18 protein-coding genes, 1 tRNA gene and 1 pseudogene are annotated in these 16,620 nt (G+C 28.8%); 13 read left to right on the top strand and 7 right to left on the bottom strand.

Annotation, left to right across the window (positions count from 1 at the left end; all coding sequences use genetic code 11):
• Nucleotides 1-38 precede the first annotated feature (38 nt).
• Genes E5R92_RS04790 through acs form a run of 3 tightly spaced genes read left to right on the top strand, consistent with a single transcriptional unit; the run spans nt 39 to nt 3,377 of the window.
• Nucleotides 39-890: a sulfotransferase domain-containing protein gene (locus tag E5R92_RS04790; protein ID WP_229704508.1), complete on the top strand. Its 852-nt coding sequence runs from the start codon at nt 39-41 to the stop codon at nt 888-890.
• Between the two features lie 24 nt (nt 891-914).
• Nucleotides 915-1,328 (top strand): EVE domain-containing protein, encoded by a 414-nt coding sequence (locus tag E5R92_RS04785; protein WP_168606951.1) that lies wholly within the window; start codon nt 915-917, stop codon nt 1,326-1,328.
• A gap of 6 nt (nt 1,329-1,334) precedes the next feature.
• Nucleotides 1,335-3,377, top strand: a complete 2,043-nt coding sequence (gene acs, locus E5R92_RS04780; protein ID WP_168606950.1) for an acetate--CoA ligase — start codon at nt 1,335-1,337, stop codon at nt 3,375-3,377.
• Here acs and E5R92_RS04775 read toward each other — a convergent pair.
• Entirely contained in the window at nt 3,374-3,997 is a 624-nt protein-coding gene (locus tag E5R92_RS04775; RefSeq protein ID WP_168606949.1) for an esterase, read from the bottom strand. The two genes, acs and E5R92_RS04775, sit on opposite strands and share 4 nt — an antisense overlap.
• 136 nt (nt 3,998-4,133) lie before the next feature.
• Between E5R92_RS04775 and E5R92_RS04770 the strand changes: the two genes are divergently transcribed.
• From E5R92_RS04770 to purH, 7 genes are all read left to right on the top strand, one after another.
• Nucleotides 4,134-4,394 (top strand): DUF4212 domain-containing protein, encoded by a 261-nt coding sequence (locus E5R92_RS04770; RefSeq protein WP_018413666.1) that lies wholly within the window; start codon nt 4,134-4,136, stop codon nt 4,392-4,394.
• Entirely contained in the window at nt 4,394-6,202 is a 1,809-nt protein-coding gene (locus tag E5R92_RS04765) for a sodium:solute symporter family protein (protein WP_168606948.1), read from the top strand. Before E5R92_RS04770 ends, E5R92_RS04765 begins: the two co-directional genes overlap by 1 nt.
• 77 nt (nt 6,203-6,279) lie before the next feature.
• On the top strand, nt 6,280-6,636 hold the full coding sequence (locus E5R92_RS04760; protein ID WP_168606947.1) for a hypothetical protein: 357 nt from the start codon (nt 6,280-6,282) through the stop codon (nt 6,634-6,636).
• A 28-nt stretch (nt 6,637-6,664) separates the two neighbouring features.
• Nucleotides 6,665-7,324 (top strand): ribulose-phosphate 3-epimerase, encoded by a 660-nt coding sequence (gene rpe, locus E5R92_RS04755; RefSeq protein ID WP_168606946.1) that lies wholly within the window; start codon nt 6,665-6,667, stop codon nt 7,322-7,324.
• 543 nt (nt 7,325-7,867) lie between these two features.
• Nucleotides 7,868-8,536: a heparinase II/III family protein gene (locus tag E5R92_RS07555; RefSeq protein ID WP_268233868.1), complete on the top strand. Its 669-nt coding sequence runs from the start codon at nt 7,868-7,870 to the stop codon at nt 8,534-8,536.
• The gene (locus E5R92_RS07550; protein ID WP_315861679.1) at nt 8,512-8,937 is read left to right on the top strand and encodes a heparinase II/III domain-containing protein; all 426 of its coding nucleotides are present in this window, start codon (nt 8,512-8,514) and stop codon (nt 8,935-8,937) included. Before E5R92_RS07555 ends, E5R92_RS07550 begins: the two co-directional genes overlap by 25 nt.
• Nucleotides 8,916-10,472, top strand: coding sequence for a bifunctional phosphoribosylaminoimidazolecarboxamide formyltransferase/IMP cyclohydrolase (gene purH / locus E5R92_RS04745; protein WP_168606945.1), 1,557 nt, complete (start codon nt 8,916-8,918; stop codon nt 10,470-10,472). The genes E5R92_RS07550 and purH overlap by 22 nt, the downstream gene beginning before the upstream one ends.
• Here purH and E5R92_RS07605 read toward each other — a convergent pair.
• Together E5R92_RS07605 and E5R92_RS04735 are read right to left on the bottom strand one after the other, a co-directional pair.
• A pseudogene (locus E5R92_RS07605) lies at nt 10,462-10,805 on the bottom strand (4a-hydroxytetrahydrobiopterin dehydratase). The gene purH and the pseudogene E5R92_RS07605 sit on opposite strands and share 11 nt — an antisense overlap.
• A 22-nt stretch (nt 10,806-10,827) precedes the next feature.
• Nucleotides 10,828-10,902: transfer RNA gene (locus tag E5R92_RS04735), tRNA-Gly, on the bottom strand.
• Between the two features lie 97 nt (nt 10,903-10,999).
• Here E5R92_RS04735 and E5R92_RS04730 point away from each other — a divergent pair.
• Nucleotides 11,000-11,641 carry an LON peptidase substrate-binding domain-containing protein gene (locus E5R92_RS04730; RefSeq protein WP_168606944.1) on the top strand — a complete coding sequence of 214 codons (642 nt, stop codon included), beginning with the start codon at nt 11,000-11,002 and terminating at the stop codon, nt 11,639-11,641.
• 2 nt (nt 11,642-11,643) lie between these two features.
• On the opposite strand, the gene E5R92_RS04725 is transcribed toward E5R92_RS04730, so the two are convergent.
• The gene (locus E5R92_RS04725; RefSeq protein ID WP_229704505.1) at nt 11,644-12,738 is read right to left on the bottom strand and encodes an FAD-dependent monooxygenase; all 1,095 of its coding nucleotides are present in this window, start codon (nt 12,736-12,738) and stop codon (nt 11,644-11,646) included.
• A 64-nt stretch (nt 12,739-12,802) separates the two neighbouring features.
• On the opposite strand from E5R92_RS04725, the gene E5R92_RS04720 reads away from it, so the two are divergent.
• Together E5R92_RS04720 and E5R92_RS04715 are read left to right on the top strand one after the other, a co-directional pair.
• A complete protein-coding gene (locus tag E5R92_RS04720) occupies nt 12,803-14,893 on the top strand; it encodes an FtsK/SpoIIIE family DNA translocase (protein WP_168606942.1) in 2,091 nt (696 codons plus the stop codon).
• Nucleotides 14,893-15,447 (top strand): LolA family protein, encoded by a 555-nt coding sequence (locus E5R92_RS04715; protein WP_168606941.1) that lies wholly within the window; start codon nt 14,893-14,895, stop codon nt 15,445-15,447. Before E5R92_RS04720 ends, E5R92_RS04715 begins: the two co-directional genes overlap by 1 nt.
• Here the strand turns inward: E5R92_RS04715 and E5R92_RS04710 are convergent, their stop codons facing one another.
• From E5R92_RS04710 to hisE, 3 genes are read right to left on the bottom strand one after another with little or no spacing between them, the layout of a single operon-like run.
• Nucleotides 15,448-15,951: a GNAT family N-acetyltransferase gene (locus tag E5R92_RS04710; protein WP_168606940.1), complete on the bottom strand. Its 504-nt coding sequence runs from the start codon at nt 15,949-15,951 to the stop codon at nt 15,448-15,450.
• On the bottom strand, nt 15,948-16,313 hold the full coding sequence (locus E5R92_RS04705) for an HIT domain-containing protein (protein ID WP_168606939.1): 366 nt from the start codon (nt 16,311-16,313) through the stop codon (nt 15,948-15,950). The genes E5R92_RS04710 and E5R92_RS04705 overlap by 4 nt, the downstream gene beginning before the upstream one ends.
• The gene (gene hisE, locus E5R92_RS04700) at nt 16,313-16,618 is read right to left on the bottom strand and encodes a phosphoribosyl-ATP diphosphatase (RefSeq protein WP_168606938.1); all 306 of its coding nucleotides are present in this window, start codon (nt 16,616-16,618) and stop codon (nt 16,313-16,315) included. Before hisE ends, E5R92_RS04705 begins: the two co-directional genes overlap by 1 nt.
• Nucleotides 16,619-16,620 lie beyond the last annotated feature (2 nt).

The following is a 16,620-nucleotide window of genomic DNA, read 5'->3' as shown; positions in this document are numbered from 1 at the left end:
AATCATTAGTAATTATTTAATATTTGCGATAAAAATTAATGCAAATGATAATCTGGATTGCATCATACCCCAAAAGTGGAAATACTTATTTGAGATCTTTTCTTGCTAGTTATTATTATTCTGAAGACGGAAATTTTGATTTTGATCAACTGCTTAAAATCCATCAATTTCCAAATATTAAATTTTCAAATTTTGAACCTAAAACAAAGAAGGAGGCTAGTAAAAATTGGATGTTTAACCAAAATGCTTTTTTTAATAAAGATAAACTTAATTTAGTTAAAACACATAATTGCCTGTACCCATACGAAGAAAATAATTTTACTTCAAAAAATCAAACATTGGGAGCAATATATATAGTTAGAGATCCAAGAAACTTGATAACATCACTAACCCATCATTATGTAATTGATTATAAAGAAGCTATAGAAAAAATGACTGACGAAAATTGTTCTTTGTTAGAAAAATCTTATAATAAGGATTACAGTAATTTTACTTATTTAAACTCATGGTCTAATCATTATAAATCATGGAAAAATAATTCTGAATTTAAAACTCTTTTTATTAAATATGAAGATTTAAAAGAAAATAAAATTGAAATTTTTAAAAAAATTATTTTTTTTATTAATGAAGTAACAGGGGATAATAAGAAAATAGATGAAAAAAAATTCTCTAATGCCATTAAAACAACAAGTTTCTCAAATTTAAAGAATAAGGAACTCAACGAAGGTTTTGAAGAAAGTGTTTATTCAAATAAAACTGGTAAAAAAATAAATTTCTTTAATTTGGGTTTTAATAACCGTTGGCAAAAAATTCTACCTCTTGAAACAAAAAACAAAACAAATGAAATATTTAAAGAAGATCTACTTGAACTTGACTATCCATATGTATAATTATTCAAAAAATTAGATAAATAAATGAATTATTGGTTAATGAAATCAGAGCCTGATGTTTGGTCAATTGATCAACAAAAAAAAGCTGGGGCTAAAGGAGTTCCCTGGGATGGGGTTAGAAATTATCAAGCAGCTAAAAATTTAAAAGAAATGAAAAAAGGAGACCTTTGTTTTTTTTATCACTCAAATATAGGTAAAGAAATTGTTGGAATAGTTGAGATTGTTAAAGAAGCGTTCTTAGACAAAACTGACAAAGATGGACGATTTGTAGCTGTTCAAGTAAAATTTAAAGAAAAATTAGAGAAAAGTGTAACTCTTGAAGAGGTTAAAAAAACCAAGTCTCTAAGCCATTTATCACTTATTAAACAAAGTAGATTATCCGTTATGCCTATAGACTCTAAAAGCTGGAAAATTTTAAATAAGATGAGTAATATTTAAAAATCCATGCCAAAAAAAAAATCAATATCAAAAGTTAAAAAAGTTCATAAAAAAACTAAAGTTAAGAAAAAAATAAAAGTAATTAAAAAAAAAGTTTTAAAAAAAATTGAAGAAAAAGAGTTAATCTTTAAGACTAAACCTGAGTGGGTGAAAAGTGCTTTAGTAAATAAATCAAAATATCAAAAAAAATATTCAGACTCGATTAAAAATAACAATGACTTTTGGAAGAGAGAGGGAAAAAGAATTACCTGGATTAAGCCATACAAAAAAATTAAAGACGTAAAATATAGTAAAGAACAAGTTAAAATTAAATGGTATGAAGATGGAACGCTAAATGCTTCTGTTAATTGTATAGACCGTCATCTTAAAGATAAAAAAGATAAAATTGCAATTATTTGGGTGGGTGATGATCCAAAAGATACTAAAAAAATTTCATACAAACAATTACATAATGAGGTTTCTAAAACAGCGAACGGTTTAAGAAAACTAGGAATTAAAAAGGGTGATAGAGTTACAATTTATTTAACCATGATACCAGAGCTTGCGGTAACGATGCTAGCTTGTGCTAGAATTGGTGCAGTTCACTCTATTATTTTTGGTGGATTTTCAGCAGATTCTATTTCTGGCAGAGTTAATGACTGTGATTCACATTACATCGTTACTGCAGATGAAGGTGTTAGAGGGGGTAAAACCATTCCTCTAAAAGCTATTACTGATGAGGCATTAAAAAAATGTCCTGAAGTTAAGAAATGTATAGTTGTAAAAAGAACTGGAAATAAAGTCGGTTGGGTAAAAGGAAGAGATGTTTGGTATGAAGATTTAATTAAAGATGTATCAAATAAATGTGAGCCTGAGGAAATGAATGCGGAAGACCCTTTATTTATTCTCTACACATCTGGCTCTACCGGTAAGCCAAAGGGAGTTTTACATACAACAGGTGGCTATATGGTTTACGCATCTATGACCCATCAATATATCTTTAACTATAAACCAAAAGATATTTATTGGTGTACGGCTGATATTGGCTGGGTTACTGGTCACAGTTATATAATTTATGGGCCTCTTGCTAATGGAGCAACAACAATAATGTTTGAAGGTATTCCAACTTACCCTGATAATTCAAGATGGTGGCAAATTATTGATAAATACAAAGTTAATATTTTTTATACAGCGCCCACTGCTATTAGAGCTTTAATGAGAGAGGGTAATAAGCCTGTTAAGAAAACTTCAAGAAAATCTCTAAAATTATTAGGAACTGTTGGTGAGCCCATTAATCCTGAGGCTTGGATGTGGTATTATAAAACAATTGGAAATTCTAAATGTCCGATTGTTGATACATGGTGGCAAACCGAGACAGGTGGAATTTTAATTAGTCCTCAAACAGGTGCAATGAATTTAAAACCTGGTTCTGCAAGTAAACCTTTTTATGGAATTAAGCCTTCTATAGTTGATAAAAATGGAAAAGAAATTAAAGGAGCTGGTGAAGGAAGATTGTGTATTTCTCAATCTTGGCCTGGACAAATGAGAACTGTTTACGGTGACCACCAAAGATTTATTGATACTTATTTTTCTCAGTTTGATGGAAAGTATTTTACAGGTGATGGAGCTAAAAGAGATAAAGATGGGTACTATTGGATAACTGGCCGTGTAGATGATGTAATTATTGTCTCTGGTCATAACCTTGGAACTGCAGAAATAGAAAGTGCTTTCGTTGCTCATCCAAAAGTTGCTGAAGCTGCTGTAGTTGGATATCCACACGATATTAAAGGTAATGGTCTATATTGTTATGTAACTCTAAATGTTGGAGAGAAGTCTGATTTAGATCTTGAAAGAGATTTAAAACTTTGGGTTAGAAAGCAAATTGGAGCTCTTGCAACACCTGATATTATACATTTTTCTCCAGGATTACCTAAAACTAGATCTGGGAAAATTATGAGAAGAATTTTAAGAAAAATTGCTGCTAATGAACATGACCAATTAGGGGACACAACAACTTTAGCTGACCCAAGTGTTGTACAAAGTTTGGTGGATAATAGAAAAAATATTTAAAATTCGATTAACTTCTCAAATTCTTTTTTAATAATATCCCATTTCAATATCATAGAATTCAAAACAATTTTTCGATCTAAAGTTTTAAGCTCTTCAGCTATTGGGGCCCATTTGTATAATGACAACGCACTAGGATTAAAAGGTAGATCTTTATAATAAATTTCCCAGTTTATATTTTGATGTCTTTCATTAAAAGTTTTTTTTGCTTCCTCAATAATATCAAGTGGCATCTTATTAGAAATTTCATTTTCTAAAATTTTAGAAAAAATTTCTTTTGACTGTTCAATGTTTTGGTAATTAAAATTAACTTTTAAATATGAGAACGTAAATAATGTCAAATCCTGTAAAGCTACAGAATAAATATTCCATTTTGCAATATCAAGAGATGCCATGAACACATCATTGTCAAAATGAAGAACATATCTTGTACCCATTCTGGTCTTTAAATAGTTGTATAAGGTAACTTGCGTTACCCACGCAGACTTTGTTTGGATAAAGTATTCAAGCTCATTTAAATTCTTAATTTTTTTCTTTGGAATAAAAGCCCTAAACATAGCAAACAAGTAAACTTTAAAATCATTAAATGATATGTCTCTCCAAGAGAGTTTATATTTTTGCATAAAAATTCATATATTTTGCAATTATACCTTAAAAAAGTAAGTAAATAAGTACATAATATGAACAATTTTAAGTCTTTTAAAAACTTACAGAATGGTTATGGTTTCGAAGTTATAACTAAAAAATAGAGAGGTATAAATGTCAAACGCAACAAAACACTGGGAAAAGACTAGGTCATTGTTATTCGTAACACTGGCTATTTGGTTTGTTTTCTCAATCGGCATCTTCCTTTTTGCAGCTGAAATGAATGAGGTTACAGGACCTTTCGGTTATCCATGGACATACTGGTTTACATGTCAAGGATCTCTTGGAATTTTCGTAATCTTGTGTTTCTGGTTTGCTAATAGGCAAGAGAAAATCGATGAAGAATTCGGCTTCAACGAAAAAGGAGATCAATAATGATTAAAGGTAAATTTATAGACAATTTGCCAAAAGTTTACGGAATCTATACAGGAGGTTTTATAGGTTTCATAATCTTAATGGCAATCGGTGAACAGATGGGTATGACTGCTAAAGCGATAGGTGTTGCTTTTGTAGCCTTTACAATATTCATCTATGCATTGATCGGTTATCTATCAAGAACAGCTCAAGCAGATGCATATTACGTGGCCGGAAGACAAGTGCCAACTGTATTCAATGGAATGGCGACAGCAGCAGACTGGATGTCTGGTGCTTCATTCGTTGCAATGGCAGGTGGTATTTACTTTAAAGGTTATGGATATATGGCTCTACTTGTAGGTTGGACTGGTGGTTACATATTAGTTGCAACTTTATTAGCACCATACTTAAGAAAATTTGGATGTTACACGGTTCCAGATTTTGTAGGTACAAGATACGGTGGTAATTTAGCAAGATTGTGTGCAGTAATAGTTTTAACTGTTGCTTCGTTCACTTATGTGACTGCTCAGATTAACGCTACTGGTACTATTGCGTCTGTTGCTCTAGATATCGACTTTAAATACGCTGTATATATTGGACTAATAAGTATTTTACTTTGTTCAATGTTGGGGGGTATGAGAGCGGTAACTTGGACTCAGGTTGCACAATATATCGTGCTAATTATAGCTTACTTACTTCCAATTTTTTGGATCAGTAACAAAATGGGTGCAGGGTTCTTCCCTCACTTTATGTTAGCTGATGAAGTGGCTAGAATTGGTGAGTTAGAACAACAGTTTGGTTTTGTTAAAAACTCTGCTGCTGATCTAGCGACGGTACCTAAAGGGTTAGCTGGAATAACTAAAGCACACTCTGCAGTAAATGCAACGCCTTGGGCATTTATTTCATTAGCATTGGCGATGATGATGGGAACAGCATCATTACCACACGTGATGATGAGATACTTTACTACTCCAAGCGTTAAAGCAGCTAGAAAATCAGTTGGTTGGTCGTTATTCTTTATCTTCCTTCTGTATTCTTCTGCACCAATGTTAGCAACGCTATCAAAACTATCATTGATTGATCCGACATTACCAACTGGTATTATAGGTAAATCATTTGCTGAAGTTCAATCTTTAGATTGGTTCCAAAACTGGAATAGTGCAAACTTGATGTTTATCAGCGACTTTAACGGCAATGGAACTCTTGAGTTAAATGAGTTTTTCATGGGTGGTAAAGCTGTTGTGTTAGCAACTCCAGAAATTGCTGGGTTACCATATGTAATCTCAGGTCTGGTTGCTGCTGGAGGTATGGCTGCTGCCATGTCAACAGCTGATGGTTTGATTCTAGCAATCGCTAATGCGATCTCTCATGACGTTTATTACAAAATGATAGATCCAAAAGCGGAGACTGCAAAAAGACTACTTGTTGCAAGGGTATTACTTGTAGTAATTGGTTTTGCTGGAGCAACTATTGCAGCAATGGAGATTCAAGGTATCTTGGGTTCAGTTATCTGGGCTTTTGACTTTGCAATGTCTGGTTTGTTCTTCCCACTTGTACTTGGTGTATGGTGGAAGAGAGCTAACAGACAGGGTGCTATTGCTGGTATGATTTTAGGTCTTGGTTCTGCTATTTGGTACCTAGTTTGGGTACGAACTGGTGGAAGTGGGTTCTTAGGACTTACTCAGTTAACGTTTGGTATCTTCGGAGCCGGTGTGAGTTTCATATCAATGGTAGTAGTAAGTTTACTTACTGCTGAACCTGATGCTGCAACTCAAAAAATGGTTGATGAAGTTCGTATACCAAGTGGAAGAACTGTAACTGGTAAATAGAACTAATAAATCTTAATTCTAGGGGCGATTAATTTCGCCCCTTTTAATTCGATCAATTTTCAAATATAAATTTCTAAATGTCTGCTAACTTTCATCCTATAGTTTATTTTATAGATTATCTCCTTGGAGTTATCATGTGGACTTTAATAGGAAGAGTTGCGATGAATATTTTTCAAAAAGAAGATTCAGAGTTTTTTTTCATGAAGATATTTGTCAAGTATACCAATCCATTGATAAAAATTTTTAAACCAATAACCCCCTCTTTCATCATAGGACCTCTGGTTCCATTATATGTTGCTTGGTTCTTTTATATGATTAGATTTTACTTTATGCCCTGGATCTTGGGCTATTCTGTAATGGGGATGTTATCCTTTCCTCTAGAAAGTGAAATTTCTAAGCAAATTTATCAATTATTTAATTCAATTAAATTTTAAAAATTGATACTAGTAGAACTAGTAATCAATGAAAAAAATACAAATATCACCTTCAATTTTATCTGCTGATTTTAGCCAGCTAGGAATTGAAATAAAAAGGCTTGAGGAAGGTGGTGCGGATATGATCCATGTGGATGTGATGGATGGCCATTTTGTTCCAAATTTAACAATGGGACCTCCAATTATTAAAACTTTAAGAAAATATACAAAACTCCCATTTGATGTTCATTTAATGATTTCACCCGTCCATAAATATATTAAAGATTATGCAGATGCTGGTGCAGATATTATTACTATACATCCAGAGGCTACTAAAGACTTAAAAAGTTCAATAGAGCATATAAAGAGCTTAAATAAAAAAGTAGGAGTTTCTTTAAATCCAGAAAGTAAAATTAATTTGATAACCGACTTATTAAATGAAATTGATTTAGTACTAATTATGAGTGTGAACCCAGGATTTGGAGGACAAAAGTTTATGCCAGAAGTTTTAGAAAAAATAAAAGAATTAAAGAAAATAAGGGATCAAAAAAATCTAGATTTTGACATCGAAATTGATGGTGGAATTAATTTTGATAATAATAAACTAGCGATAGAAGCTGGTGCAAACATTTTAGTATCTGGAACAACTATATTTAAAAACAATAATGGAGATATAAAAAAAAATATAGACCTTTTAAAATCAAGCTAGAATAATGATTTTAAACAATTCACTTAAGCTTATTAAAAAAAAAATTCGTCATTTTTATCTAAATTCTAATCTCTATAATAAAAGAATTACACCCTCCTCTATTGAGTTAATAGAATATCAACCAAGCCCTAGTTTGCTAGATGGCCTTATAAAATATGAAAAAAAAAAATTAATATAGAAAATTATTCATTAAATGAAATTTGGGATAATCCAAATTTAAAAGAAAAAGACAAACAAAATTTAAACAGTTTTTTTTGGTTATTTAGTCTAGATCTAAAGTCTTCAAAAAAAGATACTCAAAAAGTCCTATATCAATGGATTAATACAAATGACAGGTACAACTCTAAAAATTGGAAAATTGATATAATTGGAAAAAGAATAATAGCTTGGATTTCAAATTCTAAACTTACCTATGAAGATGGTAGTATTGATTATAAAGAGAAGTTTAATGGGATTATAAAAAAGCAGATTAATCACCTCATTAATGAAATTGAATCGTCTGAGTTAATCAATGATAAGATTATAGGATGTGCAGCTATCATTTTGACCAGTCTATCCTACCCTCAAAATAATAGTTATTTAAATACTGGGTTAAGTTTACTAAAAAAATTAGCAAAATATTCACTAGACAATGATGGCTTTCCAAAATCAAGAAATATTAGACAGTTAAGTTTTTATTTAAAATATTTTATATTAATTAGAGAGTGGTTCAAAGAATCTCAAAATGAAATACCAGATTTTATAAATGAAAATATATATTATTTAGGTCAGGCTTACGCTTTTATTTGGCAAAACAATAAAATAGATTTTCTCTTTAACGGTAATCATAAAACAAATAATCATGATTTTGACTTTTATTTAAAAAAACTGGGATATAATTTTAAAAATCAAAATAATGAGCTGGGTGGCTATGTGGTCCTTAATAGTAAAAAAAATTCTTTAATAATGGATGTTGGATCAAGCCCAAATAAAAAATTATCTTCAAATTATCAAGCTGGTGCTTTATCTTTTGAGATTATATCAAATAGTAAAAAATTAATTAGTAATTGTGGTTATTTTCAAAAAATTGATCACCAACTAAATGAAATATCTAAATCCAGTGCAGTCCATAGCACACTAATCTTAGATGACAAATCCTCTTGTAATTTTAATAAAGTAAAAGGTAAAAAATCTAAAATTAATCAAGAATTAAAAATATTAAAAAAAAAATAGTATTTGAAAAAAATTATTGGAAAATCAATGCTTCTCATGATGGCTATTTAAAGCTACATGGCATTGTTCATGATCGGGAAATAGAATTTTACCCAGAACAATTAAAATTCATTGGTCATGATAAAATTATTTCTAACAAAGGTATTAAAAAAATAAAATTTGATATTAGATTTCACTTGGAACCAAATATTAGATTAATGAAAACACAAGATGAAAAATCAATACTTATTGATCTTGATGGAGAAGGTTGGAAATTTAGCTCAAAAAACTCTAAGATAAATATTGAAGAAGGGTTATATTTTGGAGAAAAAAATTCTTTTACAAATAACCAAAATATATTTATTTCGGGAATGACTAATGAAGAAAATCAAACTATAAGATGGGAAATCACAAAATTATAATGAAAAAAATAAAAAAAGCTCTTATTTCAGTATCTGATAAAAAAAATTTAGGCAACCTTTTAAAGGTTTTAGCTAAATACAAAATTGAATTAATTAGTTCTGGAGGCACCTATAAAGAAATAAAGAAACTTAAATTTAAATGCCAAGAAGTTTCTGAGTATACTGGTTCACCAGAAATTCTTGGTGGAAGAGTTAAAACACTACACCCAAAAATTCATGCTGGAATATTAAGCAAAAGAAATGACAAAACTCACACTAAAGAACTAAAAGCTAATCAATATGATGAAATTGACCTTGTTATTGTTAACTTTTATCCTTTTGAAAAAACTTTAGATCAAACAACCAATCATTCAAAGATAATAGAGAATATTGATGTTGGAGGTCCCACTATGGTTAGGGCAGCTGCCAAAAACTATAACTATGTTACTGTTATTACATCCTCAGATCAATATGAGACTCTAATTAATGAATTAGAAAATAATAAAGGATCAACATCTATTGAATTTAGAGAAAAGATGTCTTTAGAGGCCTTCTCTGAAACGGCTTATTATGATGCTGTAATTTCTAACTATTTTAATAAAATTAAAAAAAACAATTTCCCCAAAAAAAAAATTATTTTTGGAAATTTAATTGAAAAATTAAGGTATGGTGAAAATCCACATCAAGAAGCTGCAATTTATTCTAAAAATCGAAATCTCAATATTGAACAAATTCACGGTAAGCAGTTAAGTTATAATAACTATAATGATATTTTTTCTGCTTTAACAATATCAAAATCTTTACCAAAAAACTTGGGAACAGTTATAGTTAAACATGCTAATCCATGTGGTGTTTCAATCAATAAAAATAGTTTAAAAAGTTATAAATTGGCTCTTACTTGTGATCCAGTTAGTGCTTTTGGTGGAATAGTTTCATGTAATTTCAAAATAAATAAGGCTCTAGCATTAGAGCTTAATAAAATTTTCTTAGAGGTTATTATTGCAAATGGTTTTGAAACTGATGCTTTAAAAATCTTGAAAAAGAAAAAAAATATAAGAATTATTGATGCAACAGATTTTATGATGAAAGATTTAATAAGATTTGGCTCCGTGAATGAATCTATTTTAACGCAATCTGAAGATTTAAAAGTATTTGAACCTAAAGATTTCAAAGTAGTTTCAAAAATAAGACCAAATAAATTTCAGTTAAAAAATTTAATTTTTGCGTTTAATGTTTGTAGATATGTAAAATCAAATGCAATTATACTTGCCAGTCAAGAAACAACTGTTGGTATTGGTTCTGGTCAACCCAGCAGACTTGATAGCTGTCAAATTGCTATAGATAAAATGAATAAATTTCAAAACTTAAAAGAAGATGTTGTGGCAGCTTCTGATGCATTTTTTCCATTTGTGGATGGTATTGAAAAATTAGTACAGTCAGGAGTTTCAGCTGTAATACAACCCTCTGGATCAATTAGAGATAAAGAGATAATAAAATTTGCAAACCAAACTGGTACTATTTTAGTTTTTTCTAAAACAAGACATTTTAGGCATTAAAAATTTGATCAATTTTTGCCGCTAAAATAAAATCATTTTCTGACAGTCCTTCTATAGCGTGAGTGGTAATTATAATTTTAGCATACCCCCAACCAAATGAAATATCTGGATGATGATTTTCATTTTCTGATATTTCACCAACTTTATTTATAAAATTTTGACTATTAATAAAATTTTTAAAAATAAAATTTTTCTCTAAAAAATATATTTCTTTTTTTTTTTTTTAACATCCCAACCATCAACTTTTTTTTGATATTTGTGAATTTCACTAATATCGAAAGGTAAAATTCCACCCTCACATGGTACACATTTTTTATTAAGTAAATCACTCATTGATTAGTTTGTTTTAAAATTTTGGAGCGGGTCAAGGGAATCGAACCCTCTACCTAATCGTTGGCAACGATTCGCTCTACCAATGAGCTAGACCCGCTTATAAAAGACACTATAAATAGATGGTTTTTTTAATTCAATCAATAATAAAGTGTTTCATTGGTATATAGATTTTCAAAAATTTGCTAAAAGAAAGAATGAAAAAACAAGATTTACCAAAAACTATCCCTGTATTTCCATTAAGTAACTTTATTATATTTCCTCATACAACAGTTCCATTAAATATATTTGAACCAAGATATATTGAAATGATTAATGATAGTATGAAAACAAACAAAATGATTGGATTGATACAGCCAAAAAGTAATGATGATAGTTCAATCCCTGGACTTCATAAGATTGGTTGCTTAGGCAAAATAATCAATTTCAAAGATACATCTGATGGTAGGTATATGATTGAATTAAATGGAATAACACGATTTACAATAACAAAAGAAATTAAAGATACAAAACCTTACCGGATTTGTGAAATCAATTATGATAATTTTGAACTTGATTTAACACCTGAAAAAAAGAAATTAAAATTTTCTGATCTTGAATCAATCTTCAAGGATTTAAAATTATTTTTTGAAAAAAAAGGATATATTATAAATTGGAAATCTTTAGAAAAACAAGATTTGAATGAAACAATAAATGCCCTAGCAATGGCCTCTCCCTTTTCACTGGAAGAAAAACAAATTTTATTAGAAAGCAAAAATTTAGAAGCTCGAAAAGATAAAATTTCAGAAATATTAACCACCTATAATTTTGATAATTTTCAAAATACAACTATTCAATAAGCTTAAAAATTCATTCCTGTATCGGCTAATTTAATAAAATAATTATTTAGATTCTTGTTTTTTCCAATACCTTTAAGAATTTTGCTAAAGCTTTTATTTTGAATTTTTTTATCTAAATTAAAGGATTCATAAATTAAGTCTATGGCTTTAGAAAAAACAAAGTTTTTACCTTTCGTTTTTTTTTCAAATTCATCTAATATGTATGAGTCTAATTGGATACCCAATTCAATTTTGTCTTCAATTAATTTAGTTAGAATTCTAAGATCACGTATTGTCATATTAAAACCTTGTCCTGCTAATGGGTGCACTCTGTGAAGCATATCTCCAAAAGCTAAAATATTTTTATGATAATAGTTTCTTAAATTTGAAGAACTCAGTTCAAAACTATTTAATTTATTAATTTTATTAATTTTATATTTAGGATTATTTTTATTAATTAAATCTATTACATCTGTATTATCAAATTTTTTATTCTTAATATCTATTGAATATACTACAGATGTTTCTATGTTAGAAATTGGTAAAAATGCAATTGGACCTTGCTTTGTAAAAATTTGAGTTGCTGTGTTATTCTCTATTTTTTTATGTGTTAAAATAGTGGTATAAGCAAGGTTATAATAATTTTTACTAATTTTTTTTGTGAAATATTTTTTTGCTAAAAAATTACTTGCATCACAATTAATTATTAAATCATATTCTTTTTTATTTAAAAACCTTTCATTAATATCTTTTTTTAATATCATTTTTTTAAAGAGTTTACTTTTAATAAGCTCATTATTTAATGATTTTAAAAGTTCATCATTTTTTATGATGTAAAATAGATCATTTTTATCATTCTCAAATTTTAATAAATTTTCTGTATCAATTTTATCTGTATAAATTTCTATTCTATTTATTTTCCAATAATCATTTTTTGAAATTTGAAAAATCTTTTCTTTGAAAAATTCAAAATTACTTTTAGATATCCCTATTGTTCTATTGGAAGAAAAATTACTATTTCTATTTTTGTGATAGTAATGAACATTTATTTTTTTATTTATAAGGCTTTTAGCTAAAGATAGAGCGGTTAGACCTTCACCAATAATACAAACATTCATAATAATTTTAATTTTAACAATAAAAATTAGATGATACAAAGTGATTAATTAGACTCATTTATTTATGGAATTTAAAAAATTAGCCAACAATACAATTAATTTTGGCATAAGTAGAATTATTGAAACAACTGGGATTGCTCTTGCTATAATTGGACTTTTTTTGCTACTTTCTCTTGCAACCTTTTCTCCTAACGACCCTAATTTTATTTTTCCAGATAATACTAAAATTAAAAATTTACTTGGTTTTAACGGAAGCTACACAGCTGATCTTTTTTTTCAAACTTTTGGACTCATTGCTTTATTAATTCCATTTACACTCATATTTTCTGGCATAAATGTAGTTCTAGATAAGAAAATTTTTTTAATATTTGAAAGTATTTTTTATTCAGTTCTTTATTCTTTATTTGGTTCTCTATTTTTTTCTTTTTTTTACCCAACTGCCTTCAACCTTTATATTAATGGAAATGGTGGTTTTGTAGGAAAATATTTAGAAACAACCTTTTTAGCTTCTTTAATTAATATTGATTCTCAAATTTCTTATTACTTGTTAATTTTAATTATTTTAATTCTATTTTTAATTAGTATCCATTTTAAAATTATTTCTTTTTATAAAATCATAAAAAAACTTTTTAGTTTAATGTTTATTAAAAAAGAAAAGAGCTACACTAATGAAAATGAAATAATTAGTGAGTTTATACCACAAGATGAAATTACAAATTTAATTCAAGAAGATTTACCTTTTATAAAAAGTAAAAATAAAACTCCTAGTAAAAAAGTTCACTTCAAACTACCTACAATTGATTTACTTAAAATCTCTACTCAAAAAGATAAGGGAAAATTAAAAGATGAAGATTATATTGATGGTGAATTTTTAGAAAAAATCTTATTAGATTTTGGTGTTAGTGGAAATATTAAAAAGGTTAGTCATGGCCCTGTAGTAACACTAAACGAATTTGAGCCGGCTGCTGGTGTTAAAGTATCAAAAATTATTAATCTTTCAGATGACATTGCTCGAAACACTAGTTCTGAATCTGCAAGAATTGCTACTATTCCTGGAAGGAGCACTATCGGTATAGAGCTTCCAAATTCTAGCCGTGAGAATGTTTATTTAAGTGAAATACTGTCTAACTCTGATTTTAATAAAAAAGATATCAGGTTACCAATTGCGCTTGGTAAGAACATTTCTGGTGTCCCCATTGTTGGAGATTTAGCTTCTATGCCTCATTTATTAATTGCTGGTACTACTGGATCAGGTAAGTCTGTTTGTATAAATACTATTATATTATCGCTACTTTACAGGCACACACCAGACAAATGCAAGTTCATACTAATTGATCCTAAAATGCTTGAACTATCAACTTATGAAGGCATACCTCACTTATTATGTCCTGTAATTACGGAGGCAAAAAAAGCTGCTTCTGTCTTAGGTTGGGTTGTTAAAGAGATGGAAAATAGATACCGACTTATGACCAAAGAAGGAGTGCGTAATATTGATGGCTATAATGCTAAGCACACTTTGGCTATGCCCTATATTGTTGTTGTAGTAGATGAAATGTCTGATCTAATGCTTGTTGCTGGTAAAGAGATAGAAAATTATATTCAAAAACTATCCCAAATGGCAAGAGCTGCTGGAATTCATATTATAATGGCCACTCAAAGACCAAGTGTTGATGTTATTACAGGTACTATTAAAGCAAATTTTCCAACAAGAATATCTTTTCAAGTAACTTCAAAAATAGATAGTAGAACAATTTTAGGTGAACAAGGTGCAGAGCAATTACTTGGTAAAGGAGATATGCTTTATATGTCTTCTGCAAATAAGATCGTTAGAATTCATGCTCCGTTTGTATCAGAAACTGAGATTGAAAAAGTTAACAATTATTTAAGAGGTCAAGCAGAGCCAGATTATGTAGATGAAATCTTAAATTTTGTTGATGAAAAAGAATCAAGTGGAGAAGCTTCTAGCTCAGGTAATAAAGATGAATTGTACCAGGCGGCACTTGATATTATTAGGTCTGAAGGCAAGGCATCTACCTCGTTTTTACAAAGAAAATTACAAATAGGATATAATAGAGCTGCAAGAATTATTGACATGATGGAAGCTGATGGAATTGTAAGCAAAGCTAATCATGTTGGTAAAAGAGATGTTCTTTAATGATTAGAATAATAATTGTTTTAATATTTTTCAGTTTTTATATTTCAGCAAACGCATCACCAAAAGATAAAATAATTTCTCAAATGAAACTTATGGATAATTTAAGTTTCAATTTTATACAAACAATTAATGATAAAAGTGAAGATGGAAAATGTATCGTTGAATATCCTAAAAAAATTTTTTGTGAATATAGTAATCCTAGTAAAAAAAAATTAGTATCAAATGGAAAATCTTTAGTTATCAAAACCAGCAACAGAGGAAGTTATTATCGTTATCCACTTAGCAAAACTCCTTTGGAGTTTTTACTAAATAAAGAATATCTAATTTCTAAAATAAAGGAACTGGAGCCAAGAGTTATAGACAACAAATACCTAAATTTTAAAATTTTTGAGAACAATAATGAAATTAATATTTTTTTTGATAAGAAAAATTTAAATTTAATCGGATGGCAAACCGAAGATATTTATCAAAATTTATCAATAACGTTTATTTCTTCTGTTAAAAAAAACCAAGAGATAGATAGCAAGATTTTTAAATTACCTCAAAATAATTGATCATCGGATTAAAGTTTCAGACTTAAAATTTTTCATACCTCTAGCCAGATAATTTTTTAACGCATTTTTATGATCTAGGGAACAAGTGTGAACCCAAACCCTTCTACTTCCCATATTAAATGAGCGCTTAATTGCTTCACTTAATAAATATCCTCCTAATTTTTTTCCAAAATATTCTTCCAAAATTCCAAAATAAGCAATTTCTGCTTCTTTGCTTTGCTTGTTAAATAACAGTTCAAAATAGCCAGCTATTTCATTTTTATCTTTAAGAATGTATGTAAATAGCTGATCATTGGAGACATAATCTATCCAATTTAAGTCTGTCCAAATAAGCCTATCAATCCATTGACAATTCTTACCAATAGTTTTGTAAAAAAATTTATTTAATTGAAAATCTTTTGGGTCATTAAGTTCTACAGAGTAATTCTCTGATGGTTTCTTAACTTCTTTTAATTCATCTAGAGATCTTATCTCTAAATAACTTCGATAAATTTTTTCTGTCACTCAACCATTTTCCCAACTTTTTCTCCTCCAAATAAATGGAAGTGTAAATGTGGAACCTCTTGACCACCATCTTCACTCAAATTTGTTAAAGCTCTATAACCTTTACCTATGTCTGTTGATATACCTAATATTTTCGAAACTTCTGTAATAGCTTTGCTTAATGCAACTATCTCTTGATCAGAGGCTCTATTATTAAAATCGTCTAAGTCAATATACTCACCTTTTGGAATGACCAATGCATGTATTTTTTTTTGGGGATTAATATCGTGAAAGGATAGAACATGATCATTTTCAAATATTTTTTTACAAGGAATTTCTTTTCTCAAAATTTTTGCAAAAATATTTTTTTTGTCATAATTCATTATCTATTGTTCTTTTCCTCAATACCAGATTGTTTTTTTCTTTCTTCCAGCTCTTTTAAGACATCTTCAAACTTAATATCAGCTACCTCAAGAGTAACTAATATATGATAAATTGTATCTGCTGCTTCATGAACTATGTTGGATTTATCATTTAGGGCCTCTTTAAGTTCATCAAATTCTTCTTCCATTTTATCTATACATTTAGAAAGGCCACCTGATAATAATGATGAGGTATAAGATTTATCTTTATCCTTATTTTTTCTGTCTCTAATTGTATTTACTAAATTTAATAAATTTTCTGACATGT

This window comes from Candidatus Pelagibacter giovannonii (assembly GCF_012276695.1).
GTDB lineage: Bacteria > Pseudomonadota > Alphaproteobacteria > Pelagibacterales > Pelagibacteraceae > Pelagibacter > Pelagibacter giovannonii.
Note: the sequence above shows the minus strand (reverse complement) of the source record. Positions and strands in the feature narration are given on the sequence as shown.